Raw genomic sequence first — 14,704 nt, forward strand, 5'->3', positions numbered from 1 at the left:
AAATGGCTAAAACATACTGATGAAACTAATGATTAAACCATTGATAATATTTACAGCATTACAGTCAGTCATTGCTTTCAATGCCTATAGCTATGCTGAGGCTAGCCTTGAGCAAGAGAGCTATCAACAGAATAATCAACAACAAGATTGCAGCTTAAATCAGTTAAGCAGCGTACTCGATTTTGATGCCGCACTGGTAACCAGAAAGTATGGTCTTAGCTTAGCCACAGACAATACGGTTTGTAGAGTATTACCCCATAACAAAGAGCAAGCATTACTGTCTTATTTTCAATATTATCAATCTGACGAAGATGGCTTTTCAAGCAATCTATGGCGAGTACTCTTGGTCAATCGCTACAGTAACAAAGTTGAAGCTAGCTATACTGGCGTGATCCAAGAAAGCAGCGCAATTAAAAGTCACTCCGATAGTATTAGTATTGATAGCGCGAGTTATCGTCTCAATGACAATACGAGAGCACTTGGATTGGTATTAGATCTTGCTAATTACGACACATCGCCGCAAGAGCATGAGTACCGCGCCTTCAAAACCAATCGTTTTCTTAGCCTATTTGTTCAAGAGGGAGACAAGCTACGCCCAGTGCTTAAACACCTGCCGCTGGATTACGAGCTAGAAGGCACTGATACGGCAGGCAGTAATGGTGGGGGTTACCTGCATTATGGCGTACAGGGTAGAGTTGAAGTGTTATCCAGCACCAGCCATGGCTACCATGATTTAAAATTGGTGACTCAAGGGCAACAATACAGTACAGACGGTGAATATGATCAAACCGAAGAGATAAGCTTTAGCACTGAGCTTAACTATAGCGGCAGCCGCTACCCAGTGATCACCGAACAATTACCCGCAGCTGAATTTTGGCAAATAAACCAAACTGGGGTGAACTTTTTAACAGAGAGCAACAATAGCCATGAAGCCGCTTCGCAAACAGATCCAAACAGCAGTCAAGCGGAGAGCCAATATGCCAACTAACAACGGTTCTATTTACCCATTAGGCTTCAGATTACCCGCTCTATTTAGTAAAGCTGTTTTGACTTGCTGTATTTTATTCTCGCCCGCAAGCTACGCCAAGCAAGTGTGCAGCACTGATGCTATTGAAGCGATGGAAAATGACAGCGGTTATTTTCAAGGATTCACCGCCGCGGTATGTAAGCAATTGCCCCACCAAGAACAATTCATCATGGGGGCATATCTACAATGGACAGGCGGCAGCTTTGCAGGTGAAAGACATTACACCCTGCGCACCGTTATTATGGATACACAGGCTCATGAGGTTATCGCTCGTCATACAGGAAGTTTAACTGAGCGCTCAGGATTAACCATTACTCCGACCGCTCAAGCAGACAATGCAGATTCTGACACTAAAAACCAAAGCAAGCCTGTACAAGCGCCGCTTTGGATTGATACTGCCAACTACAAACTTAACAGCGATACACGCGCACTTGGTGTGCGTATGCTAGCCCAGCAGCACCCTGACGGGACGACGCATTATGAGTCAGACTACTTAAGTTTATTTGTCCACCAAGGACGTTTTCTTATTCCTGTAGTTGAGAACCTACCGCTTTATTATTGGAAAGCCTGGCAAGACGAAGATAGTGCCAACAATAATGTAAACAATAGCAATAAAGCTAGCGATGAGACCAGTATGGCACAGCGCTACATCGTGGAAACAGGTAAAGGCGCGTTGCATATTGAGCCGAAACAAAACAAAGGCTTTGCCGACTTAAAGCTACTAACCAAAACCAAGCTGTCTGGTGCCCTGCCCAAACTCACCGATAGCACTCAGAGCCGCACCACGATTACCCGTTTAAGGTTTAATGGTGAGCGTTATTACATTCTAGATTCATCATTTGGCGATCACCGAGATTGGCAGAGTACTGAGCGTTGGTGGAAGCGTTGGTAGGCCTCAGCGCGAGACAATTGCCTCAAGGCAACTGTCACAAGGCTATAAGGTTTGATTGTTTTCACTTGCTATAGCGGCGTATGTCGTCAGCAAAGACTATCTGGTTTGCTCTCACATCTGATCAAATGCGGCTCACCACTAAGAACACTGAGGCCACGAAGAAAGCCAATAGCTCAAGCCTTTTAAGAGCTAGACCTTTACCTTGGTGTTTTGTGAAATCCTAGCGCTTGGTGGCGATATTAGCGTTGGTGAGACTGAGTACAAAAATCTCTATTCATAGATATCAGAATAGGGATAAATGGGGGATGCGGCCGCTCCCAAATTAGAAGGAAATAAAATGCAGTTTTTTGTGGTGTTGCCAAAGTTTGAAGATGAAGAAGGGCTATATCAAGAGAGTGATGAAAAAACGAATTTAATGAATATTACCGACAGGCCATTACTTTTCTATAAGAAACCCTTATCTGAAGTTCAGGATGTTTATACTCAAAGACGTTTTTCTGATGTTTTAAAAGCAGGGTCTTTTATCAGTGTCAGTGATAAAGTTCAACGCATCTTCTTTGAACTCGGGTTTCAGGGAGTACAATTCATCCCTTTATTAGTGAATAACAATGGAATTCATGATGGCTATGCATTTATGCATAAAATTGCCACCTATGACCTTCTTGACCCTATTGCTTCTGGCGCTAAACGTTTTTATGACGGCAATTTTGCTCGTGTTCTTCATTTATACTTAGATAAAAGTAAATTTGAATCCGTCAATATAATTCACGATGTGTTTATGTGTAGTACCTACTCAAGTAAGTTTATTTGTAATGAACGAGTAAAAAAAGCACTCGAAGATGCAAATATAACCGGAATTGAATTCGAACCAGTGGAGTTTTCATCATGATAGCGCAATGTTATAAACAAGAGGGATTGTTACCTCATAAGCCAAACACATCTATCTTTCCAATGAAGTCAGATATTGTGTTGGTATTTTACCCTTCACCCGGTATTTTTGTACGTGATACCCATACACTACCTGAAAAGTATCAAGCCATTACTGCAACATTCTTCAATGAAAAAGGTCATGAGTATATCGATGAATACCAATACTTACCTGCGGTATTAGCATCCCAATACACTTCAGGACAAAACCATCACGGCATCATCTATGAAGAAAAGAAATTATCTTTTGACCCCGAACTAATTAATTTTTTATCTAGCCTATCGTTAAAAATAATAGAACATAGATACGGTTAAGAAAGAAACCAAAGACTGCCATGATAAGCCTTGATAAAAGTCATCGTCTTAAAGCATATATGACCAGTAATACCACCCTTGTCTGGCAATACGGGGACCAAATATGGCCCCGTTATTTTTACTCGTTGGACTTTGTTATTTGAACCTTCCTATCGAATGCTTTTTCATCTAATTGAGTAACCGATAACGGAATAGTTACGTTGGTAATTGCGTTTTTCTCAAATGCACCAGAAGCAATCGAAGTCACTGAATTAGGGATGGTTACTTTGGTAAGTGCGTTTTTTTCAAATGCACTTGAACCAATCGAAGCCACTGAGTTAGGGATGGTTAGCGTTGTTAAGGAATTCTTAAAAAACACAAACTCACCAATGGTAGAGATAGAGTTTGGTATGCTCACCGCTGTCAAGGCATTGGATGAAAAAGCACTATCACCTAATGAAGTAAGAGTCTTTGGCAAGTCAATAGATGTAATTAAATTAACTGCAAATGCACTTCTTCCAATTGAGGTGACCGAATCAGGGATTGTCACACTGTTTAATTTATTGCTATAAAATACCTCATTACCAATCGATGTGATGGAGTTTGGTATTATCACACTTGTCAACGAATTGGCGTAGAAGGCCCCATTACCGAGAAAAGTAACTGAACTTGGGATATCGACCTTTTTTATTGCATTATTAGTAAACGCACTACCACCTATGGAAGTGACAGAGTCAGAAAAAGTGAGTTCGGTTAACTTATTATGTGCAAACGATCCTCCACCAATTGAAACGACGCCATTTGGAATGTGCAATTTTATTAAATCATTATTCCTGAATGCCCAATTTTCAATATCAATTACCGAGTCAGGGATCCTAACGTTTGTTAACGCATTTTCTGAAAACGTCCACTTTCTGATGGTAGTTATGGAGTTAGAGATGGTCACATTCTCCAATCCATTTCTTGAAAAGGCTCCAGAACCTATATACATGACAGAGTCAGGAATGATTAGACTCACGATCTTATTTTGCGTAAACGCATTCATCCCAATAGAACCAATAGTTATAGGGAGCGACACGCTTGTTAAACCTGACTGGCTAAATGAGTTCGCCCCGATAGCGATAACCGGTATGCCGCCAAGACTTTTAGGAATTGCAATATTGGTATAGTGAGCAGTATAGCGCTCAATAGTGCCAGTTTCGCTATTAAAGATACCATCCTCTAAGGTGAAGGTATGAACTAAATCTAGTGATGTCGAGCTCTGTTCAATTTCGTGAGCAAGTACGCAACTAACAAACAAGTAATATAAAATTGTAAAGCCAAGGATAAGTTTCGACATAATTACCTGCTATAAATACAAAAGCTGTAAAATAATTGGATTGGAGGGATATATTAAGCCCTCTATTATAAATCAACAAGATAATGCTAGTTTTCACTTTTAGATTTCAACAGGTGGTAAATTATCGGATCACGCTTTTTGGGATCGCTAAAAGCGACAAAAAATCGTCAAAGACTTGTGTTGTAAGAGAGTGGATATGAGAGTTTTAATTTTATTCATAGTTTTCTTGTTGGGCGGGTGTGTAAGCTCTGATAGGAGTTCTGAGAGGAGCCCAGACTTTGCCATTGAGTTGCATCGCAAAGCGGCAGAGCAAGGCGTTGCAGACGCGCAATATACACTCGAGACCATATATGATTATGGAATTAACGTACCAGTGAACAGACAAGAAGCCATTAAATGGTATCGCAAAGCGGCAGAACAAGGCGTTGCAGACGCGCAATATACACTCGGGACCATATATGATTATGGAATGGGCATACCGGAGAACAGACAAGAAGCCATTAAATGGTATCGCAAAGCGGCAGAACAAGGCGTTGCAGACGCGCAATATACACTCGGGACCATATATGATTATGGGATTGACGTATCAGAGAACAGACAAGAAGCACTGGATTGGTATTACCTGGCCGCAGAGCAAAATCATGTCGATGCACTTTATGCTATCGGCATGATCTTTCATTCAACGAAGGAAGATTATCCAGAAGCAATCTATTGGATTAAAAAAGCCGCAGATAAGGGCCTTGATGAAGCACAGTATGATTTGGCTAGAATGCTTTATTTTGGGGTCGGAACTGAGGAAAACAAACAGCAAGCGTTTATTTGGTATCTGAAAGCCGCTGAGCAAGGCCATGTTGCAGCCCAATTTTATGTTGGTTCTGCTTATGATTTTGCGCAAGGAGTTGCAGAAAACAAAACAAACGCCTTTGTTTGGTATCAGAAGGCGGCTAATGAGGGGTATGCAAAAGCCCAGTTTCACTTAGGCTCAATGTACGAACTAGGGGAAGGTACAACAGTTAATAAAGCCAAAGCCATAAGGTGCTATTTGAAAGCGGCTGAACAAGGGCTACCCGATGCGCAGCATAACCTTGGGGTGATGTTTGAACTGGGCGATGGAGTGGTCAAAAACATGCCTGAGGCAATAACATGGTACACGGCCGCGGCCAAGCAAGGAAATGCTGAATCACAGTATGTATTGGGCACCATATATGAATCGGATAAGAGTGAACCACAGAATCTACATATTGCAGACATGTGGTATCAAGGAGCGGCAGCGCTGGGACATCAGAAAGCGCTAGAAGCGTTAAAGCAAAATCGCACGGAACCCCGCACAATGCATTAATGTCTGATGTTACGACTAGGTCTGACACTTCTATTTGAAAAGAAGAATGCCTACAGTTCAAGACTTTTAAGAACTCTATTTTTACCTTGGTGTTTTCATGAAAGTGTAGCGCTTGGTGATGATATTAGCGTTTCTGATAGTGAGTACAAAAAATCTCTATTCATCGATTTCATAGATATCAGAATAGGAATAAATGGGGTATTCGGCCGCTCCCTAATTAAAAGGAAAGTAAAATGCAGTATTTTGTGATGTTGCCCAAATTTGAAGATGAAGAAGGGCTATATCAAGAGAGTGATGAAAAAATGAATTTAATGAATATTACCGACAAGCCATTACTTTTCTATAAGAAACCCTTATTAGAAGTTCAAGATATTTATACTCAAAGACGTTTTTCTGATGTTTTAAAAGCAGGATCTTGTATCAGTGTCAGTGATAAAGTTCAACGCATTTTCTTTGAACACGGATTTCAGGGAGCCCAGTTCATTCCTTTATTAGTGAATAATAATGGAACTCATGATGGTTATGCATTTATGCATAAAATTGCCACCTATGACCTTCTTGACCCTATTACATCTGAAGCTGATGGTTTTTGTGTCGATGAAAATATATACACACACATCATCACTTTATATTTAGATAAAGCTAGATTCAAAACTACAAATATCGAACATGATATTTTTATGTGTAGTACTTATTGCAGTGAGTTCATTTGTAATGAACGAGTAAAAAAAGCACTCGAAGATGCGAATGTAACAGGAATAGAATTCGAACCAGTGGAGTTTTCATCATGAAAAGCAAATCATTTGCCACCCATTATAAATCAACAAGATAATACTAGCTTTCACTACTAGATTTCAAGAGGTGGTAAATTATCGGCTCACACTTTTTGCGGGGCGCTAAAGGTGACAAAAAATACAAATGAATAAAGGGTTGAGCTATAAAAGGGTGGGATTTATGCGAAGAAAATCAGCTTATAGAGTGACTCTATAAACTAAATGAACGGGTTGCTTGAATGGCTTAGCTTGCCTGAAGATACTCGCAGCAGTGCGCAAAGTGTCGTCGTCGCTTCTCTAAATGTTCACAATAGTGAGTTAACTCCTGCAGAGTACCTACTGGCCCATGAAACAGTTTTCCAAATTCAGAGGTGATTTTTATCCAGTTAGCACTCGGAATATTGAGCCTACTCAGTATCTTTTCTGCATTAGCAGAAATTGCCCCTCGCTTGTTATCCCGAATGATTCGACTCGTTTCTTCAACAAGCATTAAATAATCTTCAAGCGAGAAGTTGATGCCTTTTGGTTGGTGTTTTCTCTCATTACCAATAAAGGACAATAACTTAGTAGGTTGCTTGCATTTTAGAGCAGCCTTCACTCTTAGTTGCAAGCTGGTATAGTCTGATTTCTCAGGTGTCTTAGCCACCTTGGCTCTGATGGGATTAAGCTCAACATAAGCCATACAGGCAAGTACTGCGGCTTCATCGAGTAATGCTTGTGACTTAAAGCGTCCTTCCCAAAAATGCCCTGTGCAGTTGTCTTCATAATTAGCTTGCCTTGCAATAGGCTCATTTAAACAACGCATAAATCAGCTAATATCACTAAGGCGTGAGCGGTATGTTGCTATTGAATGCTTTAACAATGCAACCATGCACTCCTCAATCACATCACCTTTAGCGAATTTCTGCGTTAAATCAGTGCCGCGAAACAGCCTATGCCATTGTTCAACAACCTCCCTATCAGACCAGGCATTCACCATCTCTAAGTCGATATAAAGCACTACATGCAAATGATTGCTCATCACTGCATAAGCCGCGACATCAATCGCAAACACCTCTGTCAGTTTTAGAATTTGTGCTTCAACCCAACCTCGGCGATGGTCGTAATTCCTGCCTGTATATTTATCATCACCACACAAGTAGGCACGCCGAACTACACGGCTACAACAGTGATAATACGGCGTGTCTTCAAGGCTAATTAAGGTACTTCTTGCTCTCGGCATAACAACCTCCAACTTCAGCTTTCACTAAAGTTTAGTAGGAGGAGCAAAAACATACCATTTACAATGGGTGTCACTGTAAGGCTTTTTTTGGAAGAATAAAGTGCTTTATGTTTGACTGCATTTACTTCAACTTTGCAGTTGAGTTTGTTTAAGCTCACTATATCCTTCTTCAATTTATTAGTGTTGCCAGTAAATATGACGCAGTATTTCTATCAGATACTTAACGGGATCAACTAGCGATGTAATAAATCCCTTTTATCTCACTTTTTGGTTCTTGATAAGCAATAAACCGTGCACGTCACGTTTCAGGTAATTTAGTTTTCTCCAAGCTAAAGACGAGGCAGGCATATCAATGAGTTAATTATTATCTACAAATTCGTTGACGACCTTGTAGCGTATCTTTAGCTTCCGCAGGGGGTAATCAGTGCAGCTGTGCTCCTGATTTTTACCAGTTCCGAAAAGATCTCTTCAAACTATTGTAGGCCTTTAGCAAATATCAATACTGCTCGAGCTATGTCTGTAGGGGCTTCAGGCAGTAAGGCGTGGCCAGTATTTTCTATTATCTCAACACTTAGCTGATCACCAAGTTTTACCTTTAGCAAGTCTGCAGCATCTTTGATTGGGGCGATAGTGTCTCTTTCCGCTTGCAGAATCATCATAGGCAAGCCACCAGCCTGCTGCCAGAGTTTGTCAGCGGTATGCTCCACTGCAGAGACCTGAAGCAGAGCTGTTTGCAGATACCAGCCTCGCAACCAATAGTCCGGCACCTCATTGTCTTCAGCAAAGAATGCATAGCGAATAGCCTCTTCACGCTGGGATGCAGTCAGATACGGCGTGATTGAATTACGTAACGCCTGCTTGGCCTTTGGCTCTACCTCGCGCTGACCACCTGCAGCAATTAACACAACGCCTTTTGCAATATCGGGATACTTGCTTGCTGTCGCGCGCATTACCCTATTGCCAAAAGCATGACCGATTAATAAAACCGTCTCAGCATTTCCAGTTTCTGCGATGTCGTGATGGACAATCTGTGCGACGTCATCAGCTAGTCTATACAGGCTGATCGGCTTTTCAATCAGCTCGCTACCTCCAATACCTGGCGCTTCAACGGCAAGGGTACGATACCCCGCTTTGTTTAGGCTTAAAACCAGTTCATTAAAGTCACTTGCTTCACGCCCAAGACTTGCAACAAGCGTTATACGCGGCCCAGTACCAGATACGTGCCATGTCATACGATTGCCATTGGCCAAAATCATAGACTGGGTTTCACCTACGGGGGTTCTTGCTTCAAGCATGGCAAAGGGATACAGCAATCCTAGATAAACGAGCAAGCCAATAGAGAGTACGGACACGGTTAGCAGTAATTGTTTTTTCATTATTTAACCTTTACTAGAGGTGCGTTATTAACTGGTGAACCAGAAATGACCCGAAGCACTGTAACGGCTTCTGTTTTGGGATTGCTAATGGTTCGAAATATCAGGCAGGGATACAACGGGCATGGACTTTAGCCTGCTAGGCCCGCAATATCATTCAGGTTTGAAATTAAACCTGGATTTATCTATTAGTTCGCTCGGTTTATCTCTACCAAAGAACTTGAGTAGCCGATACCACCTTTATCATGGAAGTCTTCAACCTCAACATAGTAAGCTAGGTTTTTACCGTCAATTTTTTCAAGCTGTGACTGAAATTTACCATTGACCATTTTCATGGCTTTAAATTCCCATTTAGCTTCGCGCCAGTCTAATGAGCGGTTAACGGAGTAGTACAAGCGGACATGCTTCAAGGTATTTGAAGATGCAACATCTGCAATCACATTGACTTTCGACCCTTCGACTTGTGATTCAACTTCGACTGTAGGCAGTTTGCGGTCATAAAATACATGAGCTAGCCAAGTGCGCCATGAATGTAAGTGTTTCTTTGAAACCCATGAATGACGTAGGTTATCTACATATAAAAACGCTTTGTCGCCTTTAAGCTCACTCATCATACCGTTGGGTGCACCTAGTCCAAAGAACTCGTCATTGGTACCCAGAGCGACAAAATAAGGTGTGTTAATCTTTTTCTTCCAGAGATAAGGGTCAAAAGCCATGGTAGCCAAGTTCCCCGCAGGTCCATTCATTTTTGCTAAGAGCTTATCAGCTGGTTGAAATGCCGGCCCGTCTCTTTCAACAGCAGGACCACCAATATCAGTGCCAAACGATTCAAACTTTCTCATAATGTCGTAAAGCACATTACCGCCGTAATAACAGGTTGCCATAACACCGGCTAAGCGATCATCACCAGCCCCTAAGGCGATTGACGAGGCAAAACCACGTTTAGAGCAGCCCATAATGACGGCCTTTTTTGCTGCTATCCCTTCAATCGACTCAAGCAAGGTAATTGCTTTTAAATAACTTGTGGCAATAGGCACATAACCAATCCAGCTCAAATCAAATGTGTCTATCGCCATTTGTAAGCCATAACCCATCAAATTACTTTCGTCCTTATCAAAAATTAACGTGGCAGGGTTTGGAAATATCATGATCGGTGTATTCAAGTCTATCGCGGTTACTTCAGCGTATTCGGCCTCAGTATTTAATTCGGTACCCGGTATTTTTTGACGTTCAAAAAGGTGACGCAAGTGTTCAGGCACGACATTAGATTCTACAACCTGATTTTGATGACCCCCTGTTGTACTCTCTGTTTCATGTTGACCTTTGAAAGCACGATTGGTGGCAATGATGCCGACATTCCCCTCACCTTGGTAATTAGCAGGAACATAGATAGTTGCAGGGTGCCTCCAAGTAGAGCCGTGCCATTTCTGACTGGTAAAAGAGAGCTTAATGACTCTGACCTTCTCGCCGGGACGTGACTGACTATCAACTATTTTATCTTGCTTGATCTCCACATCTAACGTGGATTGGTCCTTGATTTCATCCAAGTCAAAATAACTGGCTGGGCCAATAAAGCGGTATGAAAGATAGTCCTTTATTGCTCCACGAGATAGAAAGAGAGTGAGCGTTACGCAGATAAGGAAAACTACAATGCTAAGAAGTGCTTTTTTCATTCTATGGCTCTTTTTTTAGTTGATACGAAATAGTCGTCATGTGATTAGTTAATCTCAATAAAGTGTCTGAGTCGACTTTAACAGCGGGTTTAGTTTTGCTCACAAACCCCCTAAAATGATAGAAAAATGGGGTACTAAGTACCCCTAACGCCCAAGTGATGAACGAAAAAACTTATTCAAAGTGGTAGCTAGCGCGAAGACCAAAGGTCCTTGGTGTTCCCATGACACATCGAATAAGTGTGCCACCATTGCTTACCGTACCAAACTGATCACCAAAAGGTTGGTTAAAGGTATTTTGACAATAAGATTCATTAGTCACATTTTCAGCATAAAGTTGCACACTCCAATCCTCATTGCTGCCTAAAAGCCCAAGTCTGATATTGGTTAAAGCAAAAGCTTCTTGAATATCCTGAGGATTATTATTTGTAGTTGAGCCAACATTAGAATCATCTTGCCAATTTGATTCAATACGTGCATACCAACCTAAATTCGCACTTGAAAACGTATCCGCATATTCAGCAAAGGCACTCAATTGATTTTTAGGGGAACGATTATTCGGTGTTCCTGTTAAATCTTGTGGACCGGGTATACCCGGGAGGTTGGTTGCGTCTTTGTAATCAAGAAATGCTGAGTCTAAATAAGCATATGAAGCTCTCAAGGTTAATTCATCGGTGGGATAAACGTTCATTTCGAGCTCTAACCCTTGCTGCCTTAATTTACCAACATTACTGGTAATAAAGTTTAAGCCTTTAAAAGAGCGGTCTTGAAAGTTATCTATTTCGGTTCGGTACAATGTAGCATTAGTTGTCATGACCCCTTCAAATAAGGTAGATCTTGCCCCAATTTCATAATTAATTACTTCTTCTGAGTCTATTGTTCGCTCATCGGCCGTCAGTCCGCCTTGTGTCATAACAGAATTAAAGCCACCCGATTTGAAACCAGTTGAAACTGTTGCAAACATCATTAAGTCTTGGTCAAACTGGTATTTACTGTTTAATAACCAAGTCACTTGTGAGTCATCAAAGCTAAGCTGATGATCTTCTGCTCCTGCTAAAAGAGCGCCAGCGACAAGGTTTGTTGGTGCGACCAGCATATCAGCACTTTTACTATCGTCGGTGTATCGAATACCTGCAGTAATATCTAGTTTATCATTCAAGTGCCAAGTACCTTGGTAGAAAGCCGCCAAGGATTCTGTTGTTTGTGAGAAAGCTGCAGGGGTTGCATTTTCTTGCGGCATTGCTAAACAAGCAGTGATTGTCGCTTGGATAAGAGCGGGTGGCATTCCAGCAAGCGATGCGCCAACGCCAACAGGACAGAAAGCCGCACCTAAATGAAAGGTTTGATCAATGCTATAACTCTCTTTGCTAAAATACACACCGGTAATGTAGTCGTATGTTTCACCAATTGGCGAAATAAACTGTAACTCTTGGCTAAATGAACGGCTAGAATAATCTGATTGTCTGGCGGCTAAATCAAGTGGTAGCCTTGTTATATCACCTTCGAGGGTATTGTTACTCCAATCTCTATATGAAGTTATTGATTTAATAGAATAATCTGTAAGCAGGTTGTTCCAATTCATTTCCAGCATGGTGCCCCACTGGGAACTTTCCATACTATCGTCATGGACTTGATTAACAACCCCATCTATCCCCGATAAATCAGGCACTGCTCCTAAGTAATTGAGCACTTGAAGCCTTTCTGGTGTTGCTGATTCAGGTAAAACTTCTATCGGTGACCCCGTACCGTTAAGCTTTTGATAATCAAATTTTACTAAGGCATTAAAATCATCTGACGCTTGATAAAGGAAAGATAATCTTGCTAGGCTACTGTCATTCTCACCTAACTTGTCGTTTCCATCGTATAAGTTTTCTCCGTAACCGTCATCAGCGCTATAGTTTAAGTTACCTCGCACCGCTAAGTTATTGGTTAAGCTAGCATTGGCCGTAATAGCGGTATCTAGTGCGCCAAAGTTACCTACGCCCATGGAGATATCAGTATAATTTTCACCAAGCTCTGGGGATTTACTTCGTATATTCACCACACCAATCGACGCATTACGACCGAACAATGTCCCTTGCGGGCCACGTAATACTTCAACCATTTCAATATCTGTAAATGATCCCAGTAAAGCACCAGGCCGAGGCATATATACCCCATCAATGTAGGTGGCAACACTTGGCTCTAAAGCGGCGTTAGAAGAGGTGCCTACACCACGAATACCTATAGTCTGACTAACTTGCATACTTGATTTTGATACATATAAATTAGGGGTAAATGCGCCAAGATCAGCCACCTCTTCTATGCCTGATTTAACCATGTCTTCACCACTGAAGGCGACCACAGAAATAGGCACTTCTTGAATAGATTGTGCACGTTTCGTTGCCATAACAGAAATTACTTCAATTTCTGAGTCATTGACGGTTTCATCTTCTGTTTTTTCTTGTGCTATAACTGGCGACAAAGAGCTAGCCATAGCGAATGAAATAGCCGTAACAATTGGTTTGATTTTATACATTATTATTAACCCCAATTTGAATAATTTTCGTTCTGTTTTGAACCTACCCTCTTTCACTCATGATTAATAATGAGTTATATTGAGCTACCCATGCAAAACATGAATAGATATGTTAATTCTATGCTAACAGTAAAACAGCTCCAACATGTTGTAGCGATCAAAAAAGCCGGATCAATTCAAGCTGCCACTGAGTTAGCATGTATTAGTCAATCAGCGTTAACTCGAAGCCTTATGAGTTTGGAAGAGAACTTAGGGGTGGTGTTATTTGAGCGGCACAAAACAGGGGTAATACCAACACCGTTTTGCAAAAAAATCATTGAACAATGCCAGCAAGTTCTGTACGGATTAGATGACATTAAGCATAATGCAGATATATACAGGAAGTTAGAAGAAGGCGAATTAAAGATTGGAATAGGTAGAGCGGTCAGTGGTCTAGTTTGTCAGAATATTCTACCAATATTTGTTGCTGCATATCCAAAGGTAAAGCTTTCAATTATCGAAGGAACCCCAGAAGAGCTTACCCTGCGACTACAACAACGTGAATTCGATTTTATCATTGCGGGTTTTGGTAGTTACGCTAATATTGAACAAATAAAAGTATCCCGACTAAAATCAATCCCTCTGTCTATCATTGTCAATAATAACCATCCTGTGAATAAGCTTGCAACCGTCACTTGGCAAGATTTACTGCCCTACTCACTCATCGGTGCCACTAAGCTTTCTCTCTCAAATCCCTTGTATCAGCTATTTGAAAAGTTCACTAAAACCTCCCCTTCCCTGCCATCGGTTATGTGCTCCGACTATCAAGCATTGAAAAATATAGTGTTAAGTTCGAACGCTTGGCTTATCGCGCCAGCACCAATCTTTGAGCGTGAAGTAGTAGATAAAGAATTAACTGAAATTAATTTATCAGTCAAAGAAATGGCAATCGATTTATCCGTAATTGAGCTGAGTAAGCGACAACGCTCGCCGATGGCGGAGAAATTTATCAGCTTATGTGAAGAATATTTTTTCAACGAAAGTCAAAATAAAATAAGCAAATGTACAATGTGAATGCCATCGTTCAAATTAAATTAATAACCACCCATATTAAATCAGTCATGGCCGCATTTACACTTAGTTAGAAAAGCGCAACCTTTGCGTTAAGAGCTGAAAGATAGTTTGTGATCACAGCGTTACAACTAAGGGGCTAGCTCATTTCTGGACAAAAGCTATTCACCGCGAATAAAGGCTGCAATTCGCAGTAAGCTCAGATGTCGCTACTTCTGTGGAACGCTATAAAGCCGTCCTTGGCCGCTCTGCGGTTTCATCCTTGAAACCGAAGCCCACA

Annotated in this window: 11 protein-coding genes and 1 pseudogene; 7 read left to right on the forward strand and 5 right to left on the reverse strand. The window is 41.3% G+C overall.

The window, feature by feature from the left end; genetic code table 11:
- The first annotated feature begins 28 nt into the window (after positions 1–28).
- The 4 genes from SPEA_RS14970 to SPEA_RS14985 all read left to right on the forward strand — a co-directional run bounded on the left by SPEA_RS14970 (position 29) and on the right by SPEA_RS14985 (position 3,161).
- Positions 29–988: a PA3715 family protein gene (locus SPEA_RS14970; protein WP_223296513.1), complete on the forward strand. Its 960-nt coding sequence runs from the start codon at positions 29–31 to the stop codon at positions 986–988.
- Positions 978–1,919, forward strand: coding sequence for a PA3715 family protein (locus tag SPEA_RS14975; protein ID WP_012156057.1), 942 nt, complete (start codon positions 978–980; stop codon positions 1,917–1,919). The genes SPEA_RS14970 and SPEA_RS14975 overlap by 11 nt, the downstream gene beginning before the upstream one ends.
- Positions 1,920–2,256: 337 nt before the next feature.
- On the forward strand, positions 2,257–2,808 hold the full coding sequence (locus SPEA_RS14980; protein WP_041411555.1) for an imm11 family protein: 552 nt from the start codon (positions 2,257–2,259) through the stop codon (positions 2,806–2,808).
- Entirely contained in the window at positions 2,805–3,161 is a 357-nt protein-coding gene (locus SPEA_RS14985; RefSeq protein WP_012156059.1) for a hypothetical protein, read from the forward strand. The genes SPEA_RS14980 and SPEA_RS14985 overlap by 4 nt, the downstream gene beginning before the upstream one ends.
- A gap of 118 nt (positions 3,162–3,279) precedes the next feature.
- Here SPEA_RS14985 and SPEA_RS14990 read toward each other — a convergent pair whose 3' ends face one another.
- Positions 3,280–4,479 carry a leucine-rich repeat domain-containing protein gene (locus SPEA_RS14990; RefSeq protein ID WP_012156060.1) on the reverse strand — a complete coding sequence of 400 codons (1,200 nt, stop codon included), beginning with the start codon at positions 4,477–4,479 and terminating at the stop codon, positions 3,280–3,282.
- Positions 4,480–4,675: 196 nt separating this feature from the next.
- Between SPEA_RS14990 and SPEA_RS14995 the strand changes: the two genes are divergently transcribed.
- The gene (locus tag SPEA_RS14995; RefSeq protein ID WP_012156061.1) at positions 4,676–5,818 is read left to right on the forward strand and encodes a tetratricopeptide repeat protein; all 1,143 of its coding nucleotides are present in this window, start codon (positions 4,676–4,678) and stop codon (positions 5,816–5,818) included.
- Positions 5,819–6,051: 233 nt separating this feature from the next.
- Complete coding sequence (locus SPEA_RS15000) at positions 6,052–6,609, forward strand: imm11 family protein (protein ID WP_012156062.1); 558 nt, start codon at positions 6,052–6,054, stop codon at positions 6,607–6,609.
- A gap of 226 nt (positions 6,610–6,835) precedes the next feature.
- On the opposite strand, the pseudogene SPEA_RS15005 reads toward SPEA_RS15000, so the two are convergent.
- The 4 genes and pseudogenes from SPEA_RS15005 to SPEA_RS15020 all read right to left on the reverse strand — a co-directional run bounded on the left by SPEA_RS15005 (position 6,836) and on the right by SPEA_RS15020 (position 13,374).
- Positions 6,836–7,813, reverse strand: a pseudogene (locus SPEA_RS15005) (transposase).
- Between the two features lie 473 nt (positions 7,814–8,286).
- The gene (locus SPEA_RS15010) at positions 8,287–9,189 is read right to left on the reverse strand and encodes an alpha/beta fold hydrolase (RefSeq protein WP_012156065.1); all 903 of its coding nucleotides are present in this window, start codon (positions 9,187–9,189) and stop codon (positions 8,287–8,289) included.
- 185 nt (positions 9,190–9,374) lie between these two features.
- Positions 9,375–10,859: a PhoPQ-activated protein PqaA family protein gene (locus SPEA_RS15015; RefSeq protein WP_012156066.1), complete on the reverse strand. Its 1,485-nt coding sequence runs from the start codon at positions 10,857–10,859 to the stop codon at positions 9,375–9,377.
- Positions 10,860–11,031: 172 nt separating this feature from the next.
- Complete coding sequence (locus tag SPEA_RS15020; RefSeq protein ID WP_012156067.1) at positions 11,032–13,374, reverse strand: TonB-dependent receptor; 2,343 nt, start codon at positions 13,372–13,374, stop codon at positions 11,032–11,034.
- A 90-nt stretch (positions 13,375–13,464) separates the two neighbouring features.
- Between SPEA_RS15020 and SPEA_RS15025 the strand changes: the two genes are divergently transcribed.
- Complete coding sequence (locus tag SPEA_RS15025; protein WP_190272074.1) at positions 13,465–14,427, forward strand: LysR family transcriptional regulator; 963 nt, start codon at positions 13,465–13,467, stop codon at positions 14,425–14,427.
- Positions 14,428–14,704: the final 277 nt, after the last annotated feature.

The sequence above is a fragment of the Shewanella pealeana ATCC 700345 genome, assembly GCF_000018285.1.
Taxonomy (GTDB): domain Bacteria; phylum Pseudomonadota; class Gammaproteobacteria; order Enterobacterales; family Shewanellaceae; genus Shewanella; species Shewanella pealeana.

Coding starts and splice junctions, on each gene's coding strand:
- SPEA_RS14995 (WP_012156061.1), top strand. CDS start 4,676: ATGAGAGTTTTAATTTTATTCATAGTTTTCTTGTTGGGCGGGTGTGTA.
- SPEA_RS15010 (WP_012156065.1), bottom strand. CDS start 9,189: ATGAAAAAACAATTACTGCTAACCGTGTCCGTACTCTCTATTGGCTTG.
- SPEA_RS14970 (WP_223296513.1), top strand. CDS start 29: ATGATTAAACCATTGATAATATTTACAGCATTACAGTCAGTCATTGCT.
- SPEA_RS14980 (WP_041411555.1), top strand. CDS start 2,257: ATGCAGTTTTTTGTGGTGTTGCCAAAGTTTGAAGATGAAGAAGGGCTA.
- SPEA_RS14985 (WP_012156059.1), top strand. CDS start 2,805: ATGATAGCGCAATGTTATAAACAAGAGGGATTGTTACCTCATAAGCCA.
- SPEA_RS14975 (WP_012156057.1), top strand. CDS start 978: ATGCCAACTAACAACGGTTCTATTTACCCATTAGGCTTCAGATTACCC.
- SPEA_RS14990 (WP_012156060.1), bottom strand. CDS start 4,479: ATGTCGAAACTTATCCTTGGCTTTACAATTTTATATTACTTGTTTGTT.
- SPEA_RS15000 (WP_012156062.1), top strand. CDS start 6,052: ATGCAGTATTTTGTGATGTTGCCCAAATTTGAAGATGAAGAAGGGCTA.
- SPEA_RS15020 (WP_012156067.1), bottom strand. CDS start 13,374: ATGTATAAAATCAAACCAATTGTTACGGCTATTTCATTCGCTATGGCT.
- SPEA_RS15025 (WP_190272074.1), top strand. CDS start 13,465: ATGCAAAACATGAATAGATATGTTAATTCTATGCTAACAGTAAAACAG.
- SPEA_RS15015 (WP_012156066.1), bottom strand. CDS start 10,859: ATGAAAAAAGCACTTCTTAGCATTGTAGTTTTCCTTATCTGCGTAACG.